We start from the raw sequence: 19,420 nt of genomic DNA on the forward strand, positions 1-19,420 counted from the left end.
GTCACCCGACGACATGCCTGGACGGACCCCGGTCAGGCCGGGCGAAACTCCTGGGCCAGCGCGCGGATCGCGGGTTCGTACACGCGCGGACCCGCCCCGGCGGCGAACGCCTCCGCCGCCCGCAGGTGAACTCCGGCCCGCTCCTCGTCACCGTCGAGCAGGGCCAGCCGGGCCAGGCACAGGTCGGTCAGCGACCAGCCGAGCAACCGTCCCGCGTGCGGGGCGAGCCTGCGGTACAGGATCCTCCCCGCGACCTCGTCGCCGAGCGCCGCGCAGATCTCGCTGACGGCGTCCGGGACGAACCGGTAGGCCAGCTCGGGGCCGAGCGCCGCGAAGCCGTCGCGGGCGAGTTCGGCGAAGACCTCCCGTGCCGCGTCCGTCCTGCCCAGGTCGATCAGGGCCAGACAGCGCAGGATCCGCCAGGGGATCTGCCCCGGACGGTGGGCGAGCATCTCATCGGAGAGTGCGAGCGCCTCGCCCGCCGCGCCCTCGGCCCGCAGCTCCAGGAAGCGGAACGTCTCCCGCCGCAGCAGCGCGTCGCCCCTGCCCAGCGCACCCTCCGGGTGGGCCGCGCCGGACGCGTCGGCCGCGGCGAGCGCGTCCGTGAACCGCCCGGCCAGGTAGGCGTGGACCGCACTCTGCCAGGCGGCCAGGCTGACCATCGAGGGAAGCCGCAGCCTCTCCGCGCTCTCCCGCAGCCAGACGAGCAGCTCCGCGGCAGGGCCCGCGGCGCCCTGGGCGTTCAGCTCGACGTACTCGTTCTCCCTGCCGATCCACTCGGTGGCCAGGTCGCCGGTGCGGCGGCCGATGTCCACGATCTCGGCGACGACCGCCCGCCGGCGGTCGTGATCGTGGCCGGACCGCAGCAGGATCTCCAGGGCGATCAGCGTCCTGGACAGGGTCCGGTCCTCCCCGGTGCGGCGAGCCAGCCGCACCGCCTCCTCCGCCATCGCCACGCTTCGCTCGACGGGCCGGCCGGTGGAGCCGGTCAGCGCGGCGGCGGCGAGCAACTGGGCCCGCCACGGCGAGTCCTCCACGAGGTCGGAGGCGAGCACCCGGTCGATGCGCTCGGCCAGCCTGTCGATCCCGGTCATCTCCTCGTACATGGCCAGATAGATCGGGTTTGAGAAACCCAGCACCGCCCTGGCCAGCCGGTTGTCGTCGCCGAGCCCTTCGGCGGCCTGCGCCGCGGCCTCCAGCGAGGCGTGGGCCGCGCCGCTCGTCCCCGAGGCCGCCTGCGCCTCGGCCAGGTCCAGCAGGAGGTCGCAGCGGAGCCCGTTGTCGGCCCCCGGCAGCCGGTCGATCAACGCGATCGCCTGTTCCAGGCTCTCCACCGCGTCCTCGTGGGCGAACTGCGCGGTCGCCTGGGCCGCCGCGCGCCGGGTGTAGCCGATGGCCCTGCCCGCCATCGCGGGAGTCAGCAGGCCCTCGCGGCAGTGGTGGGCGATCTCGGTCAGCCGCGTCCCGTTCCGTTCCTGGAGCACCTCCGCGATCCGCGTGTGCAACCTCCTGCGGCGTAGCGGCGGCAGCGCCTCGCGCAGCACGTCGCGGACGATGTCGTGGACGAACCGGCAGCTCGCCCCCTCCCCTTCGACCAGCAGCCGGGCCCCCACGGCGGCGTCGACGATGTCGAGGACCCGCCCCTCGGGCAACTCCGCCACGTGCGTCAGGATGTCGGTCGCCGCCTCCCTGCCCAGCAGCGCCGCGACGGTCAGCACCTCCTCGGTGTCGGGTGGCAGGTGAGCCATCCGGCCGCGCACCACGTCCGAGAGCGCCTCGGGGGTCTCCCCCAGCTGTAGCACCTCACCCAGGAAGAACGGATTGCCCGCGGTCAGCCTGCCCATCTCCCCGGCCCGTCCCGGGTCGGCGCCCGCCCGTCCCAGATACTCGCGGATCTCCTCCTCCGCCAGGCCGCGCAACAGGAGCCGCCGCACGTGCGGCAGCCGGAGCAGCACGCCGAGGGTGCGCTCCAGCGACTCGCCGGGACGCACGTCGGTGTCGCGGTACGTGGCCACGACCACCAGCTCCGGGCACAGCCGGGTGGAGGCCAGGAACTCCAGCAACCGCAGCGAGGAGGTGTCCGCCCATTGGAGGTCGTCCAGGACCACCAGCACCCGGCCGTGCTCGTTCAGCAGCCGGGCGAACGCCTCGTACAACTCGAACTGCCCCGCCTGCCCGGTCCCGGCTCCGGCTCCGGCTCCGGCGAGTTGCGGCAGTTCGCCGACCCTGCCGACCAGGTCCTGCACCGCCTGCGTCCAGGGCCAGAAGGGCGGCGCGCCGGTGCCGTCCCAGCAGCGGCCCCACACCACCCGCCGGCCCCGCGCCCGCGCGACGTCGGCCGCGTACTCGGCGAGGCTGGTCTTGCCGATACCCGGCTCCCCGGCGAGCAGCACCACCCGGTGCCCGTCTCCGGTGACCGCCCGCTCCAGAACTCCGGCCTCCGCCTGCCGGCCCACCAGCCCGGTGCCGTTCTCCGGCCCGACCGGCCCCGCCGCCCCTGCCGCCGTCTCGGCACCGGTCGCCGCCGCCACGACGGCTGTCCTTCCCGCGTGCTCCGCCGTGTGCCTGGGCCTCAGCGCGGGATCCTGCCCGAGGATGCGCCGCTCCATCTCCCGCGACCGGGGGTCGGGGTCCAGACCCAGGTCCTCCATCAGCAACCGGCGTCCCTCGGCGAGCAGGCCGAGCGCGTCCGCCTGCCGCCCCGCCTGGTAGAGCGCGTGGGCGGCGAGCGCCCGCAGCCGCTCCCTGAACGGATGGGCGGCGACCAGCTTGGCCAGCCTGTTCGTCGCCGCCGTTCCCCGGCCGAGCGCGAGCTCCGCCTCGGCCAGGTCCTCCTCGATCGTCAGCCGCAACTCGATCAGGTGCGCGCGCTCCTCCGCCGCCCAGGAGGACTCCGCGAGACCGTCGAGCGGTTCTCCGCGCCACTCCCCCAGGGCCAGCCGCAGCTCCCGCACCGCCCCCTCGTGATCTCCCGCCGCGCCCAGGCTCCTGCCCTCGGCCATCTGCCCCCGCACCCTGCCCAGGTCGATCGCGGCGGCGGGGACGTCCAGGAGGTAGCCTCCCGGCCTGCTGGTCAGGACCTTCGGGGGCACCTCCCTCGGCCTGCCCGGCTCGAAGACGCGGCGGAGTTTGGAGACGTACGCCTGCACGGTGTTGAGCGCCCCCGGAGGGGGGGCGTCCTCCCAGAGGGCGTCGATCATCCGGTTCGGCCCGACCGGTCGCGGGGCCGCGAGGACGCATATCGCCAGCACCAGCCGCTGCTGGTAGGGGCCGATGTCCACTACCGCCCCGCTGTCGGCGGTCACCTCGACCGGGCCAAGCACACGAAAGTCCATCCGGCCACCTCGCTCGCGAACTGCGCCGATATTAACCTTTCACACCAGCTGTCCCGTCCAACCCGTAACAGTCCCGAGGCTTCCAGCTCCGCATATTCTCAGTCGGACGCGTTAACCTCCGTCCAGACCACCCATCAGGGGGCTCCGGTGGACTGCCGGAAAACAGCGGAACTCTGGTCGCCGCCCTCCCCGGGCAGCGGCCCTTCTTCACGAGTGGAGGACATGAGGAATGGGTGGATTCAAGAAGTTCCTACTGAGAGGGAACCTCGTCGAGCTGGCCGTGGCGGTCGTGGTCGGGGCGACCTTCAGCGGGCTGGTGCAGGCTCTGGTCAAGGACCTCATCACGCCGTTGATCGGGGCGGTCACCGGCGGCCGGGAACCGGACTTCTCGGAGTACGTGTTCACCGTCAACGGCGCCAAGTTCATGTACGGCGACTTCATCAACCACCTGCTGAGCTTCCTGATCATCGCCGCGGTCATCTACTGGCTCGTCGTGATGCCGATGACCCGGCTGATCGGCTACTTCGACCGGAACAAGGAGGCCACCGAGAAGGAATGCCCGGAGTGCCTCAGCGACATCCCGGTCGCCGCCAGGCGCTGCGCGTTCTGCACCGCGGTGCTGTCGGAGATCCTCATCGCCGACAGACCCCCGGCGTAGGAGCCTTCTTCCCCCGGGCGGTACGACCTTCCGGTCGGCCGGGAGGGTCCTTCGGAGGACAATGGGGGCGTGAGCTTCGAACTGGCCGTCTGGCACGAGCACAAGCCGATCACCAGGGAACACGCTGAGCACGTCTTCCAGACCTTCCGCCATGGGAGGCCGCATGGCGGAAGGTCCCACCCCGAAGGGCAGGAGCCCGAGGAGGGTCACCCCGGGGTGGCGGCGTTCGTCGAGCGGCTTCCCGAGGCCGAGCGGCTCTCCGCGGCCTTCGCCCTGGTGACCGTGGACCTGGAACGGGCCGACGAGGTGGCGGCCGAGGTCTTCGCCCTGGCCGCCGAGTGCGGGCTGGTCTGCTACGACCCGCAGCGCGGCCTGGTGCACAACCTGTCTCCGCGCGGCGTCTATCCCGCCATGGAGATGCGTACGGGTGACGGGATGATCGTGGTCTCGCCGGACCTTCAGCTCATCCGTGACGCGCTCGCCGGCATGTCACCGCAGAACCCGTTCACGGCGCTGGTCGTCTTCGGCGAGCACTTCGTGCAGAGTTCGCCGGAGATCTCGGGCTACGAACTGGAGTACAAGGACAGCGTCCGGAACCGGATGTTCCGCACACATGTTCCCGACCTGGAGGCGGTGCAGACCGCTTTCACCGAGTACGCCACTGGGGAGCGCGCTTTCCTGGAGCGTCACGACTGGCGTCTTGTCTGACTTTTCCGGGTGCGGTTCTCGCTGTGTGCCGCATGGCGGGTTTTCGCTGTGCGCTGCGGTGAGCGGGTGTTCCGGGCCGGCATCTCGTCTGACTCGTTCGGGTACACGGCTTGTTCGCCGTGCCCGCTGCGGTGGGCGGGTGGTCCGGCCGGCCGTCTCAGTGGCCGTCTGGTGATTTCGGCCTCCGGCCTGTTCGGGCGCGGTGGTTGCGGGCTTTTTTTAAGCCGGCCGGACCACCCGCCCACCTCCGCTGCACGCGCTCTGGCCGTATGTGGTGCGGGCCGTAGTCGCTCACTTTCGGTGGGCCGGACTGCGCGCTGTCGCTGAAGCCTCCTTTGAGGTCGTTCAAGGAGGGGCGCCGTAGCTGAAGCGTGGCTGCATGACCCAGTCCAGGGCCAGGCGCCGTAACCAATCCTGAAGCCGGGCGCCGTAGCCAGTCCGGGGCCGGGGTCCTAACGATCCAGGGGGAAGGGCGTAACCAATCCTGAGGCCGGGGTCCTAAAGGTCCAGGGGTGGAGTCCGCGCTGGTCAAGGGTCACAGGCTCCACAGCCCCTTGCCTATCGCGGTGAACCCGCCTACCAGCGCGAGCAGTAGCACCAGCGCCCGGGCCCGCCGCTCCGGCACTCGTTCCGCGAGTGCCTTCCCCAGCACGGTGCCTGCCGCCATCCCGGCCGCGACCAGCAACCAGAGCGGCACCGTGAGCTTCGGCACGCCCTTGGCCGTAACGGAGAGCGCGTTCACCACCACCCCGTAGAACTGCGCGTTCGGCACGAACTCCCGCACCATCCAGCCCGCGTTCACCGCATACAGGGAAACCGCCGGACCGCCCACCCCGGCGGAGGAGTTCATGAACCCGCTCGCCGCGCCGGCGGCCACCGCACCCCCGACGCCGCGCAGAGCGGGCACTCGGCTGCCCCGCATCACGAGCAGTACGGCCACGCTCACCAGCATCCCCATACCGACCAGCAGCATCGGTTCGGGCAACCGGGCGGCCACCCAGGCACCGGCCGGCACGGTGCAGGCGGCCGCGGCGACCAACGGAACCATCGCGGTCAGGCGGACCTCCCGCCAGGTGCCGGCCAGCCCGACCGCGCTGATGGCACCGGCCGCGCAGTTCGCCAGCACCACCCCCTCGGCCGGGCCGAGAAGCAGCACCAGGGCGGGCACCGCCACAAGCGCGAACCCGATCCCCGCCAACCGCTGCACGGACGCGCCCAACAGGACGATGCCCCCCAGCAGGAGACCGGCGGTCCAGTCATCCAGCACAGACGCTCCTCGCGGCTTCTCCTCATGAGCGATCCCGCACAACACCCACCCACGCGGCAGGCACCATCATGCAGGCCGACAGGAGAGCAGGCAGCAGGTCACGCGAACGGAAAAGCCAGAACATGAACGCCTACCCCCAAATCGACCCACCTGGAAGCCAGAACCCGCCCCCCGACCTCGGACCGTCACAACGCTCAGCCCTGGACCGTAAGACCACCAGCCCTGGACCGTAAGACCGCCAGCCCTGGACCGGTTACGACACCCCTGAAGCGGCAGAACCCCCACTCCCGGACCCTCAGGCCCCCCGGCCTTGGACCGGTTACGGCGCCCGGCCCTGGACTGGGTCATGCGGTCGCGCTTCAGCTACGGTGCCCCACCCTGAACGGCTTCCAAAGGGACGCTTCAGCGACGGCGCGTAGCCCGGCCCACCGAAAGTGAGCGACTACGGCCCGCACCACATACGGCCAGAGCGCGTGCAGCGGAGGTGGGCGGGTGGTCCGGCCGGCTTAAAAAAGCCCGCAACCACCGCGCCCGAACAGGCCGGAGGCCGAAATCACCAGACGGCCACTGAGACGGCCGGCCGGACCACCCGCCCACCGCAGCGGGCACGGCGAACAAGCCGCGCAGCGGGCACGGCGAACAAGCCGCGTACCCGAATCAGTCAGACGAGATGCCGACCCGGAACACCCGCCCACCGCAGCGGGCACGGCGAACAAGCCGCGTACCCGAATCAGTCAGACGAGATGCCGACCCGGAACACCCGCCCACCACAGCGGGCACGGCGAGAACCCCGCACACGCAACGGAGCCCCATCACATCGAACACCCCCAGGAGGACCCCAGGTGTACGGCGGAAAGCTCCAGATCAGTCATTCGCCGGGAAATCGGACGCCCACCTGTGCGCGTACCTCGTCCAGGATGCCCATCACGTCCAACGTCGCCTGCCACGGCACCAGTGGGCTCTCCAGCAGCCCCTCGCGCAGGCAGCGCATGGCCTCCGCCGCCTCGTGCAGCATGCCGGTCCCCTCGAAGGGGACGTGGAAGGTCTCCGGCTCACCGCCCACGCGGTGCAGGACGAAGGTGTCGGGACGGAAGAACGGGTTCGGCAGCTCGATCCGGCCGAGCGGACCGGAGATCGACGCGGTGACCGGGCTGCTCGCGGTGATGCCGCAGGAGAGCAGGGCGACGGCTCCGCTGTCGTAGCCGAGCAGCACGCCGGTGTTCTCGTCCACGCCCTCGGGGGTCAGCCGCGCCCAGGACCGCACCCCGGCGGGGACACCGAGCACGAGGTGGGCGAAGGAGATCGGGTAGACGCCCAGGTCGAGCAGGGCGCCGCCGCCCAGCTTCGGGTCGCGGAGCCGGTGGTCGGGCTCGACGGAGACGGAGATCGAGAAATCGGCGTGCACGGAGTCGACCGGGCCGACGGCCCCGCCTTCGACCAGCTCCACGAGCTTGCGGATGCCCGGGACGCAGCGCATCCACATGGCCTCCATCAGGAACAGGCCCCGCTCCCGCGCGAGGTCGACCAGCTTGGCGGCCTCGGCCCGGTTCAGCGTGAACGCCTTCTCGCACAGTACGGCCTTGCCCGCCTCCAGACAGGTCCGTACCGCGGCGTAGTGGGCGTTCTGGGTGTTGGCGACGTAGATGATGTCCACGTCCGGGTCGGCGGCCAGCTCGGCCCAGCTGCCGTGCGCCCGCGGGATGCCGTGCCGGTCGGCGAAGGCTCGCGCGGACTCCTGAGACCTCGATCCGACCGCGACCACCTCGGCGTCCGGCAGGAGCTTCAGGTCTTCGGTGAAGGTGGTGGCGATGCCGCCGGTCGCCAGAATTCCCCACTTAATCGCACTCATGACGACATATCTCACCATGCGCGGCAGGCAGCCGGGCCGGGTACGGCTCTCGGAAAAGGCCGTACCCGAGCCGGTCAGCCCCGGGTGTCGGCGAGCAGGGCGTTCAACACCAGGTCGGGGTGGTCGCGCATGACGCCGCGCATCCGCCACTCGTCGGTGAACAGCGCCAGCAGGGCCCCGTCCAGCGAGCGGGTGAAGACCTCCACCCCGCGCTGACGGGCCAGGATCGGCGCCGACTCGGCGTCGGTGAGCCTGGCGATACCGAAGTCCAGCCGGTCCATCAGGATCTCGGTGTTGAACTCGGCCTCCATCCGGTGCTTGACCACGTCGAACTGCATCGGGCCCACCGCGGCGAGCACCGGCGACTGGTCGCCTCTGACGTCGGAGCGGAGCACCTGGACCACGCCCTCGGCGTCGAGCTGCTCGATGCCCTTGCGGAACTGCTTGGACCGGCTGGAGTCACGGACCCTGGCCGTGGAGAAGTGCTCGGGGGCGAAGCTCGGAATTCGGGGGAACTCGACGGGCGAGCCGTCGTACAGCGTGTCGCCGGGACGCAGCGCGCTGGCGTTCACCAGCCCGACCACGTCGCCGGGGTACGCCTCGTCGATCGTGGCGCGTTCCTGGCCGAAGACCGACTGGGCGTACTTGGTGGCGAACGGGCGGGCGGTGGCCGCGTGGACGAGCACCATGCCGCGCTCGAACCTGCCCGAGCAGACCCGGACGAAGGCGATCCGGTCGCGGTGCGAGGGGTCCATGTTGGCCTGCACCTTGAAGACCAGGCCGGAGAACGGCTCCTCCAGCGGGCGCGGGTCGTCGTCGACGTCCGGCCGGGGCGCGGGGGCGGGGGCGATGTCGACCATGGCGTCCAGCAGGCGGCCGACGCCGAAGTTGGACAGCGCGGCCCCGAACAGCACCGGGGTGGACTCGTGCGCCTCGAAGGTCTTCTGGTCGTGGTCGGCGCCGATCGCGGAGAGCAGGTCGATCTCGTCCTTGGCCCGCTCCCAGTCGCCGCCCAGCTCCATCAGGGCCTGCTCGGCGCTCAGGTCGGTCTCGATCGCCTTGGTGGCGCCGCCGGGAGTGCGGGTGTAGCGGACGATCCGGTCGGCGGCGCGGTCGGCCACCCCGTGGAAGAAGCCGCCGGTACCGATCGGCCAGGTGATCGGCGTGGGCTTCAGACCGGTCTTCTCCTCGATCTCGTCCAGCAGTTCCAAAGCCTCGCGGCCCGGCCGGTCCCACTTGTTGACGAACGTGATGACGGGGATGCGGCGGTGCCGGCACACCTCGAACAGCTTCAGCGTCTGCGGCTCCATGCCCTTGGCCGCGTCGAGCAGCATGACCGCGCAGTCGACGGCGGCCAGCACCCGGTAGGTGTCCTCGGAGAAGTCCGCGTGGCCGGGAGTGTCGACCAGATTGAACATGTGGCCGCGGTACTCGAACCTGAGCGCGGCGGAGGTGATGGAGATGCCCCGGGCCTTCTCCATCTCCATCCAGTCGGAGGTCACCCCACGCCGACCGGACTTGCCGTGCACCGCGCCCGCCTGGCTGATCGCGGAGGCGTGCAGCGCCAGCGCCTCGGTCATGGTCGACTTGCCCGCGTCGGGGTGGCTGATCACCGCGAACGTGCGGCGACGTGCCGCCTCCTGCATGATCGCGGTCATTCCTGATCTCCTAGCGGTGCGTAAGGTGGGGAACTCCGGGCACAGTGCGGGGGCACTGAGGAGGCACTGGACGGCCACTGAAACAGCTTACGCGCCACCACCGGTGTCAACAGATGTGGCAACACTTCCCCAGGCCGCTTGCGCCACCATGGTGTTAAGTGGATCGTGGAACATCTCGGTTCGCCATAGGCCCATCCCAACTGTCCGAAAGCGGCTCAGCTCGTGCAACTCGACGATCTAGTGATGCGCAGATGATCACGCTGCGCTATACGGCAGGGTCCGACGTCGGCCGGATCCGGCAAGGCAACGAGGACGCCGCCTACGCGGGCGCGCGGCTCCTGGCCGTCGCCGACGGAATGGGCGGTCACGTGGGTGGTGAGGTCGCCAGCTCGGCGGCCATCGCCACCGTGGCGTCCCTGGACCAGGAGTGCCCGGGCGACCTCGCCGCCGCCGCCGAGGCCGGGGTCCGCAAGGCCAACCAGCGCCTGCGCGAACTGGTCGCCGAAGACCCGTCACTCACCGGCATGGGGACCACTCTGACCCTGATGCTCTGGAACGGCTCGCGCGTCGCCCTCGCCCACATCGGCGACTCCCGCGCCTATCTGCTCCGCAACGGCGATCTCTATCAGATCACCTACGACCACACCCTGGTCCAGACGCTGATGGACGACGGCCGGATCACCGCCGAGGAGGCCGCCCGCCACCCGCACCGGTCGATCCTGCTGCAGGTCCTCGACGGCAGCGAGAACCTCGAACTCGACCTCTCCCTGCGGGACGCCGAGGTCGGCGACCGCTACCTGCTCTGTTCCGACGGGCTGTCGGGGGTGGTCGAGGCCGAACGGCTCCGCCAGGTGCTCGCCGAGGTCGACGACCTTCAGGAGGTCACCCGGCAGCTGATCGCACTCGCCTGCGAGGCGGGGGGACCCGACAACATCACCTGCGTGGTCGCCGACGTGGTCGAGGGGGAGGTCACCGACAATCCCGTGGTGGTCGGCTCGGCCGTTCCCTCATAGGCGCTCACGGAGGCTCACAGGGGCTTACAGCGGCTCGCGGAAGCCGCCCGCCCGTGGCCGGCCACCGCTCGTGCGGACAGGTCACGGCACGGAGGTACGGCGGGTGTCCCCGGGATGCCCCGGCCGCTTCCCGCTGCCCGGCGAGCCCTGGTCACAGCCGGAGGACAGCGGTTATCGTCGGAGACCCACGTTCCTCGCCGCCCCCCATCGGAGGGATGTCCCCATGTACAAGGAATTCGCCATCGAGGCCATCGTGTGGCTCATCCCCGTCGTTATTCTCGTCGGTCTCGCCTACATGATCACCCGGCCCGTCTGATCTTTCGGGGGCCCGCCGAGGACGCGAGGCCACGCCCGCGCTCCTCGGTTTCCGCCTGCCCCCGGACGGCTCCGCGCCGCCACCTGCGCACAGGCCCCGGAAACCCGCAGCTGGAGCGACTAATACGGATATTTTTCCAATTTGGGAACTATTATCTTTAACCAATCTTTACCTGTATATAGTCACCTACATGCGCTCGGGGGAGCGCGATCCGGTACGCCAGCAGGGGGACCACACACACCAATGGGCCAGTTCGTCGATGCCACACTGTCTTTTCCGACCGTCCTGTTCACGTTCCTGCTCCTGGTGATCATCGCGTACTGGGTGCTCGTCGTGTTCGGCGTGTTCGGGTTCGACGGCGACGGCGACGGCGACGGCTCCGAAGCCTTCCTGAGCGGTCTGGGACTCGGCGGGGTCCCGGCCGCACTGGTCATCTCGCTGCTGGTCGTCGTCGCCTGGTTCGCGAGCCTGGTGGGCGGCACACTGTTCACCGGCACCCCCGCCCTGGTGGCGGTACTGGTCGCGGCGCTGGTCTGCGCCTGGGCGTGCACACGCCTCATCGTGCTGCCGCTGCGACGTCTCATCCCGAAGGAGCGCGTCCCCTCCCGCGCCGACTTCGTGGGCCGTGCGTGCGTCATCCGCACAAGCCGGGTCGCCAGTGACTTCGGTCAGGCCGAGGTCACCGCCCCGGACGGCTCCTCCGCTCTCGTTCAAGTGCGTCAGACCGGCGACGACGTCTTCGCCGCCGGAAGCACCGCCCTGATATTCGCCTACGACTCCCCTGGCGAGTTCTTCTGGGTGATGCCCTACGCCGCGGAACTCGACCCTGATCGTCCTATTTAACCGAGGGACCATTTTGGACGTCATCTCCACCGGGCTCGGCATCTTCCTCGCCGTCGTCCTGCTCGTCGTCGTCGGCCTGCTCATCATGATCAGCCGCCTGTTCAACAAGGTCGAACAGGGTAAGGCCCTGATCATCTCGAAGATCAACAAGGTTGACGTCACCTTCACCGGCGCCATCGTGCTGCCCATCTTCCACAAGTCGGAGCTGATGGACATCTCGGTGAAGACCATCGAGATCGCCCGGACCGGCCGCGAGGGCCTGATCTGCCGCGACAACATCCGCGCCGACATCCGCATCACCTTCTTCGTCCGGGTCAACAAGACCGTCGAGGACGTGGTGAAGGTCGCCCAGGCCATCGGCACCGCCCGCGCGAGCGATCAGGAGACGCTGCAGGAGCTGTTCAACGCCAAGTTCTCCGAGGCGCTCAAGACGGTCGGCAAGCAGCTCGACTTCGTGGACCTGTACACCCAGCGTGACCGGTTCCGCGACCAGATCATCCAGGTCATCGGCACCGACCTCAACGGCTACAGCCTTGAGGACGCGGCCATCGACTACCTGGAGCAGACCGCGCTGACCTCGCTCGACCGGAACAACATCCTCGACGCGCAGGGCATCAGGAAGATCACCGAGCTGACCGCCATCGAGCACGTGCGGACCAACGAGTTCCAGCGTCGCGAGGAAAAGGAGATCACCCGCCAGAACGTGGACGCGCGGGAGGCCATCCTGGAGCTTGAGCGCCGCCAGGCCGACGCGGAGACCAAGCAGAAGCGCGAGGTCGAGACCATGCGTGCCCGCGAGGAGGCGGAGACCGCCAAGGTCCAGGCCGAGGAGCGGCTCAAGGCGCACGCCGCGAATCTCCGTACCGACGAGCAGCTCGGCATCCAGCAGGAGAACCAGGCCCGCGAGATCGCGGTGGCGGCGAAGAACCGCGAGCGGGTCCTCGCCATCGAGACCGAGCGGATCGAGAAGGACCGCCTGCTGGAGGTCATCGCCCGCGAGCGCGAGACCGAGCTGTCGCGCATCTCCAAGGACAAGGAACTGGAGGGCGAGAAGCGCTCCATCGCCGAGGTGATCCGCGAGCGGATCGTGGTGGAGAAGACCGTCGCCGAGCAGGAGGAGAGCATCAAGCGCCTGCGCGTGGTCGAGGAGGCCGAGCGGACCCGTCAGGCTGTGATCATCCAGGCCGAGGCCGAGGCCCAGGAGAGCCTGGTCAAGGACATCAAGGCGGCCGAGGCCTCCGAGGCGGCGTCCAAGCACCGAGCCCGCGAGGCACTGGTGCTGGCCGAGTCCCGGCAGCAGGCCGCCGAGCTCGACGCCCGCGCCAAGATCCGTCTGGCCGAGGGCGTCCAGGCCGAGACCGCCGCTCCCGGCCTGGCCGAGGTGCAGGTGCGCGAGCGGGACGCCGCGGCGATCGAGAAGATCGGCCGCGCCGAGGCCGCCGTCGAGCGGGAGAAGGCGCTGGCGATCGCCGAGGGCGAGCAGGCCAAGGCGCACGCCGTGGCCACCGCGGTACGCGAGAAGCTGAAGGCGGAGGCCGAGGGCGAGCAGGCCATGGCGATGGCCGCAGCCGCGACGGTCGGGGAGAAGCTCAAGGCCGAGGCCGAGGGTCTCACCGAGAAGGCCGCGGCGATGGCCGCGCTCACCGACGCGACCCGCGCCCACGAGGAGTACCGTCTGCGTCTGGAGGCCGAGAAGGAGATCCGTCTCGCCGGAGTGAACGTGCAGCTCAAGATCGCCGAGGCGCAGGCCTCCGTGGTCTCCGCCGGCCTGTCCAAGGCCAACATCGACATCGTCGGCGGCGACACCGTGTTCTTCGACAAGCTGATGAACTCGATCAGCATGGGCAAGGCGGTGGACGGCTTCGTGGACCACTCCGACGTCGCCCGCACGCTGGCCGAGCCCTACCTGAACGGCTCGTCGAGCATCCCCGCCGACCTGGGCAGGGTCCTCGGCTCGATCGACACCGCCGACGTGCGGAACCTCTCGCTGTCCGCGCTGCTGATGAAACTGATCAAGGATGGCGGCCCCGACGCCGACCGGCTCCGCGGCCTGCTGAGCGAGGCCCAGGCCGCGGCCACCACCACCGAGGTCCCGGTCGCCGCGCTCAACTCCGCCGTCAAGTGACGTCCTCCACGGCGGAGGCCGTCACCGACGCCCCCGGCGCGGAGGGGGCCGGGCTGGACGCGGGCACCTACGAGGTGCTCCGCGCCCGGCTGGCCGAACAGGCCGCCGAGCTGGCCAGGCGGTCCGACGCGCTCAACGCCGAACGCCTGGCGGTGTTCGGCGGAGCCGAGCTGCGCCTGATCGGCACCGAGCGGATACGCACCGAGAACAACTGCGTGCCGCGCGACATCGTCTCGGTCGGCGGGCTCATGCTCTTCGGCTACAACGTGTTCATCGGGCTGAAGCCGGAGACGGCCGTCGCGGACGTCTTCTCCATGCACACGTTCGTACGGGACAAGGCGGACGCGTTCCGCTTCGACCCGGCGCCGATGTTCCGTGACCCGCGCTTCGAGCGGGACTTCGCCGAGCTCTACCGGTACTACCGGGAGACCCGGCTGCTCCAGCTCCGCCGGGTCGAGGGCAAGCTGCTGGCCGTCTTCCAGACCGGCCCGCAGGACACCCGGGTGCTGCGCTGGCAGGTCGGGGCGGACGGCACGCTCACCTACATCGACGACCGGGGGGAGCGCGACCACACGTTCCCGCCCTCGCACGACTTCGAGTGGACCCCGGCCACCCGTGACGACCACGTGCTCGGCCGCCACCCGCACATCTCGATCCAGGGCGAGGTGTTCGTCGAGACCGTCGGCGGCGACCTCACCATCAAGATCGAGAACAATACCGAGTCCGGCGAGGGCGTCTACCGCGAGCCCGTCACCGAGCCGCTGCAGAGCCTCGCCGACGCGGAGGTCCAGCACGCCAGGATCGGCCCGCTGATCCTGCTCCGGATCCGGCCGTACAAGGAGCCCGACTGGCGGCACCTGGTCTTCAACACCCGGACCAAGGACGTGGTCCGCCTCGACGGCATCGGGCAGGCCTGCCAGCGCCTGCCCGAGGACCAGGGGATCATCTTCCCCGGCGGCTACTACCTGTCCACCGGGGTCAGCAAGACCTTCGACACCGACGTGTCCGAGCTGGAGTTCGAGCGGGTCATCCGCTCCCCCAACGGCGAGGACGTGCTGTACGTCTTCCACGCCCGCGCCGAGGGGCGCTCGCTGCTGCTGCCGTACAACGTGATCCGCAAGCAGGTGGCGAATCCGCTCTCCTGTCACGGCTACTCGCTGTTCGACGACGGCACGCTGGTCGTCTTCAGGGCCACCTCCGACGAGCCCACCCGCGTCCACCCGATGCAGGTCTGGCAGACGGCGTACCAGTCGGACCTCTACGCCGCCGGCCGTCCGGTCGGCACCGGCCCGCTGGAGCGGATCGGCAACGCGGAGCTGGTCCGGGGCATCTCCGACTGCCTCTCGGTGGCCGGGATGGTCGACGAGATGGCGCCGTCGATCCCGGTCTTCGAGGCGCTGATCGCCTCCTGCGCCCGGGTCTTCGACCACTACCACTGGCTGGGCGAGCACGGGCTGCGCGGTCCGCTCGCCGACGTGCGGGCCACCGCCGAGCAGGTGCTGGACGAGTTCGAGAACGTCCAGTCGCTCACCCGGCAGGCCGCCGAGGCGCTGGAGGCCGCCGCCGCCGACACCACCGCGCTGATCCGGCAGGCGCGGAGCGAGGCTCCCAGGTCCGCCCAGGGCTGGGTGGACCGGCTCTCGCAGCTGCGCCGGTCACAGGGGCACCTGGTGACCCTGCGCGAGCTGCGCCACGTCGACGTCGCCAGGATCGACGCGCTCGACGCGGAGCTGGCGGCCGAGCTGGACAGCACCGCGCAGCGCGCCGCGGGCTTCCTGCGCGGCGACGACGCCTTCGCCGGATACCACGCGGAGGTCGAGGCGCTGGTCTCCGAGGCGGGCGCCATCGCGACCGTGGCCGAGGCCGGGCCGATCGGCGAGCGGCTGGAGCGGCAGGCGCGGGGACTGGAGATCGTGGTCGAGGTGGTCGGCACGCTCGACATCGCCGACGCCACCGTGCGGACCGCCATCCTGGAACGGGTCGGCGAGGTGCTCGGCGGCGTCAACCGCGCCCGCGCCACGCTGGACGCCCGGCGCGGGGAGCTGCTGGCCGGTGAGGGCAGGGCCGCCTTCGCCGCCGAGTACGCCCTGCTGGGGCAGGCGATCACCGGGGCGCTGGCGATGTCCGACACCCCCGAGCGCTGCGACGAGCAACTGGGCCGGCTGATGCTCCAGCTGGAGAACCTGGAGTCGCGCTTCGCCGAGTTCGACGACTTCCTGGGGCAGCTGTCCTCGAAACGGGAGGACGTCTACGAGGCGTTCTCCTCGCGCCGCCAGGCGCTGCTCGACGAACGGGCCCGCCGCGCCGACCGGCTGTCCGACTCCGCGACCCGGATCCTGTCGAGCGTACGGCGCCGCCTGGCCGGGCTGAAGTCGCTGGACGAGGTCAACACCTACTTCGGGTCCGACCCGATGGTGCTCAAGCTCAAGGGCGTGGTCGGGGAACTGCGCGCGCTGGGCGACCAGGTCCGCGCCGAGGAGCTCGAAGGCCGGGTCAAGTCCGCCCGTCAGGAGGCGGGCCGCGCCCTGCGCGACCGGCTCGACCTCTACACCGACGGCGGCGAGACCATCCGGCTCGGCCGCCATCTGTTCGCGGTCAACACCCAGCCGGCCGACCTGACCCTGGTCCCGCACGAAGGCCGGATGGCGTTCGCCGTCACCGGGACCGACTACCGCTCCCCGGTGCTCGACGCGGCCTTCGAGGAGACCCGGCCGTTCTGGAACCAGCTGACGGTCTCGGAGTCGCCGGAGGTCTACCGGGGCGAGCACCTGGCCGCCTCCATCCTGGCCGCCGCCGAGTCCGGCATCCTGACGCTGGGCGAGCGACAGGTCTCCCTGGACGCGCTGCACGAGGCGGCGGTGGCCGACGGGGAGCTGCTGGAGATCGTCCGCCGGGTGGCGGAGACCCGCTACGACGAGGGCTACGAGCGGGGCGTCCACGACCACGACGCCACCGCGATCCTGCAGGCGGCGCTCCGCCTGCACGCGGGCGCGGGCCTGCTCCGCTACCCGCCGGCGGCGCGGGCCGCCGCCCAGCTCTTCTGGACCTACGGCACCGACGAGGCCGCCCGCGCGACCTGGACCACCCGGGCCACCTCACTGGCCCGGGCCCGGACCCTGTTCGGCCGGGTGGAGGCGGTACGGGAGACCCGTGCCGCCCTCGGCTCCGCGATCGCGTCCTTCAGCCGGGGTCTCCACGGCCGTCCGGAGAGCCCGGCGGGCGCGCTCGCCGTGGCCGCCGCGAGCACGGCCGGGGCGCCCCAGGCGGCCGGGACCCGCGCGCGGGAGGATGAGGGCGTCTTCGAACTGGCCGGGGAGTATCTCTTCGAGGAACTGGCCGGCAAGCCGTTCGGGTTCGTGACGAGCGCGGGGGCACGGGCGCTGCTCGACCGGTTCGACCGAGCGCTCGGCCCCGCGCGCCGGGAGTTCGAGGAGGACCTGCGAGCGCTCGGCGACGACCTCTCCGGGCGTCACCGCCTGGCCGAGGCATGGCTGTCCGCCTTCGACCTCTCGACGCCGGACTCCGGGCCGGACTCGGCATCGGCCCCCGGATCGGCGGAGCTGGTGGAGGCTGTCGCCGTACTGCTCTGCGAGGTGGCGCGGCACGACTCGTCCGCGGCGCTGACCGCCACGGTCGAGGGGCTGCTCGGCGCGCACCCCCGGATCTCCGGGCGCGCGATCCGGCTACGGCTGGACGAGTTCCTGGCCAGGACCCGGCACTTCCGCGACCACCGCGTCCCCGCGTACCGCGCCTACCAGAAGCGGCGCAACGAGCTGGTCGCGGCCGAGCGGACGCGGCTGCGTCTTGAGGAGTTCCAGCCGAAGGTGATGACCGCCTTCGTCCGCAACCAGCTGCTCGACGAGGTCTACCTGCCGCTGATCGGCGACAACCTGGCCAAGCAACTCGGCGCGGCCGGGGATGCCAGGCGGACCGACCAGATGGGCATGCTGCTGCTCATCTCCCCGCCCGGCTACGGCAAGACCACCCTGATGGAGTACGTGGCCAACCGGCTGGGGCTGATCTTCGTCAAGGTCAACGGCCCTGCCCTGGGCCACCTGGTGACCTCGGTGGACCCGGCGCAGGCGCCCGACGCGACGGCACGGCAGGAGATCGAGAAGATCTCCTTCGCGCTGGAGATGGGCAACAACGTGCTGCTCTACCTGGACGACATCCAGCACACCTCCCCGGAGCTGCTGCAGAAGTTCATCTCGCTCTGCGACGGCCAGCGCCGGATGGAGGGCGTCTGGGAGGGCCGGACCCGCACCTACGACCTGCGTGGCAAGCGCTTCGCGGTCTGCATGGCGGGCAACCCGTACACCGAGTCCGGCAAGCGCTTCCGCATCCCCGACATGCTCGCCAACCGCGCCGACGTGTGGAACCTCGGTGACGTGCTGTCCGGCCGGGACGAGCTGTTCGCGCTGAGCTACATCGACAACGCGCTGACCTCCAACCCGGTGCTGTCCCCGCTCTCCACCCGCGACCGCGGCGACATCCGCCTGCTGGTACGGCTGGCGCGGGGCGAGGAGGGGGTCCGGGCCGACCAGCTCTCCCACCCGTACTCCTCGGTGGAGCTGGAACAGGTCCTCGCGGTGCTCCGCAGGCTGCTCCGGATCCAGAAGGTGGTGCTGGCCAACAACCAGGCGTACATCGCCTCGGCCGCCCAGTCTGACGCCTCGCGGACCGAGCCTCCCTACCAGCTCCAGGGCTCGTACCGGAACATGAACAAGCTCGCGGCCCGGGTCGTCCCGGTGATGAACGACGCCGAACTGGAGGCGGTGATCGACGACCACTACCTCGGCGAGGCCCAGACCCTCACCTCGGGGGCAGAGGCCAACCTGCTCAAACTCGCCGAGCTACGCGGCACCCTGACCGCCGGGCAGGCCGCCCGATGGACCGAGGTGAAGGCCGCCTACCTGCGCTCCCAGGCCCTCGGCGGCGCCGAGGACGACCCGATGACCCGCGCGGTCGGCGCGGTCGGCCTCCTCGCCGACCGGGTGAGCACCGCCATCGAACACGCCGCCGACCGGCTCTCCCCCGAACCGTGAAACCCGGTCACGGAGGCCAAGGGCGGCAAGGAACACTCTGGTGGCCCTCGCCCGCCCGGCCCCGTGACCGGTACCCGGCCGAGCTCGCCCCGCCGGCCACCGACGTCCGCCACCACCTGCGACAGGTCTCCGGTGGCAACGGCGCCGACCACGAGGTCGACGTCACGCTGTCACCCGGCTGATCGACTCCGCCCGATGGCTGTCATCGCCGTCACCTGGGAATGACCAGGTCATGGCTAACGAACCAAAGGTACGGGTGCGCCGGGTCTACGAGGAGCCGGAAGCCTCCGACGGTGCCCGGGTGCTGGTCGATCGGGTCTGGCCGCGCGGGCTGTCCAAGGAGAAGGCACATCTTCAGGAGTGGTGCAAGGCGGTGGCGCCCTCGACCGAGTTGCGCAAGTGGTACGGCCACGACCCGGCTCGGTTCGAGGAGTTCGGCCGCCGCTACCGCGCCGAGCTGAAGGACCCCGAGCGGGCCACCGCGCTGGAGCACCTGCGGGAGCTGGCGAGACAGCGAACGGTGACGCTCCTGACCGCGACCAGGCAGGCCGACATCAGCGAGGCCGTGGTCCTCGCCGACCTGCTGCGGAGTTGACCGCGGCG

General features: G+C 70.7%; 12 protein-coding genes. 8 read left to right on the top strand and 4 right to left on the bottom strand.

Features of this window, described 5'->3' with window-relative positions; genetic code table 11:
- Nucleotides 1-32: 32 nt before the first annotated feature.
- Entirely contained in the window at nt 33-3,335 is a 3,303-nt protein-coding gene (locus ACFQVD_RS22930; RefSeq protein ID WP_343975795.1) for a BTAD domain-containing putative transcriptional regulator, read from the bottom strand.
- A 229-nt stretch (nt 3,336-3,564) separates the two neighbouring features.
- On the opposite strand from ACFQVD_RS22930, the gene mscL reads away from it, so the two are divergent.
- Complete coding sequence (mscL, locus tag ACFQVD_RS22935; RefSeq protein WP_343975798.1) at nt 3,565-3,993, top strand: large conductance mechanosensitive channel protein MscL; 429 nt, start codon at nt 3,565-3,567, stop codon at nt 3,991-3,993.
- Between the two features lie 69 nt (nt 3,994-4,062).
- The gene (locus ACFQVD_RS22940) at nt 4,063-4,701 is read left to right on the top strand and encodes a hypothetical protein (RefSeq protein ID WP_343975801.1); all 639 of its coding nucleotides are present in this window, start codon (nt 4,063-4,065) and stop codon (nt 4,699-4,701) included.
- Nucleotides 4,702-5,236: 535 nt separating this feature from the next.
- Here ACFQVD_RS22940 and ACFQVD_RS22945 read toward each other — a convergent pair.
- The 3 genes from ACFQVD_RS22945 to ACFQVD_RS22955 form a co-directional block, all read right to left on the bottom strand.
- Nucleotides 5,237-5,968, bottom strand: coding sequence for a sulfite exporter TauE/SafE family protein (locus ACFQVD_RS22945; RefSeq protein ID WP_343975804.1), 732 nt, complete (start codon nt 5,966-5,968; stop codon nt 5,237-5,239).
- A gap of 868 nt (nt 5,969-6,836) precedes the next feature.
- Nucleotides 6,837-7,817 (bottom strand): Gfo/Idh/MocA family protein, encoded by a 981-nt coding sequence (locus ACFQVD_RS22950; protein ID WP_343975807.1) that lies wholly within the window; start codon nt 7,815-7,817, stop codon nt 6,837-6,839.
- A 74-nt stretch (nt 7,818-7,891) separates the two neighbouring features.
- The gene (locus ACFQVD_RS22955; protein WP_343975810.1) at nt 7,892-9,475 is read right to left on the bottom strand and encodes a peptide chain release factor 3; all 1,584 of its coding nucleotides are present in this window, start codon (nt 9,473-9,475) and stop codon (nt 7,892-7,894) included.
- Between the two features lie 251 nt (nt 9,476-9,726).
- On the opposite strand from ACFQVD_RS22955, the gene ACFQVD_RS22960 reads away from it, so the two are divergent.
- From ACFQVD_RS22960 to ACFQVD_RS22985, 6 genes are all read left to right on the top strand, one after another.
- On the top strand, nt 9,727-10,488 hold the full coding sequence (locus ACFQVD_RS22960) for a PP2C family protein-serine/threonine phosphatase (RefSeq protein WP_343975814.1): 762 nt from the start codon (nt 9,727-9,729) through the stop codon (nt 10,486-10,488).
- Nucleotides 10,489-11,047: 559 nt separating this feature from the next.
- Complete coding sequence (locus ACFQVD_RS22965) at nt 11,048-11,647, top strand: hypothetical protein (RefSeq protein WP_343975817.1); 600 nt, start codon at nt 11,048-11,050, stop codon at nt 11,645-11,647.
- Between the two features lie 13 nt (nt 11,648-11,660).
- On the top strand, nt 11,661-13,772 hold the full coding sequence (locus ACFQVD_RS22970; RefSeq protein ID WP_343975820.1) for a flotillin family protein: 2,112 nt from the start codon (nt 11,661-11,663) through the stop codon (nt 13,770-13,772).
- Entirely contained in the window at nt 13,769-18,817 is a 5,049-nt protein-coding gene (locus ACFQVD_RS22975) for a DNA repair ATPase (RefSeq protein WP_343975826.1), read from the top strand. The genes ACFQVD_RS22970 and ACFQVD_RS22975 overlap by 4 nt, the downstream gene beginning before the upstream one ends.
- Nucleotides 18,814-18,999, top strand: a complete 186-nt coding sequence (locus ACFQVD_RS22980; protein ID WP_343975829.1) for a hypothetical protein — start codon at nt 18,814-18,816, stop codon at nt 18,997-18,999. Before ACFQVD_RS22975 ends, ACFQVD_RS22980 begins: the two co-directional genes overlap by 4 nt.
- Nucleotides 19,000-19,049: 50 nt before the next feature.
- Nucleotides 19,050-19,412 (top strand): DUF488 domain-containing protein, encoded by a 363-nt coding sequence (locus ACFQVD_RS22985; RefSeq protein WP_343975832.1) that lies wholly within the window; start codon nt 19,050-19,052, stop codon nt 19,410-19,412.
- The last annotated feature ends 8 nt before the right edge of the window (nt 19,413-19,420 follow it).

The sequence above is a fragment of the Streptosporangium amethystogenes subsp. fukuiense genome, from assembly GCF_042665875.1.
In the GTDB taxonomy this organism is placed as follows: domain Bacteria; phylum Actinomycetota; class Actinomycetes; order Streptosporangiales; family Streptosporangiaceae; genus Streptosporangium; species Streptosporangium fukuiense.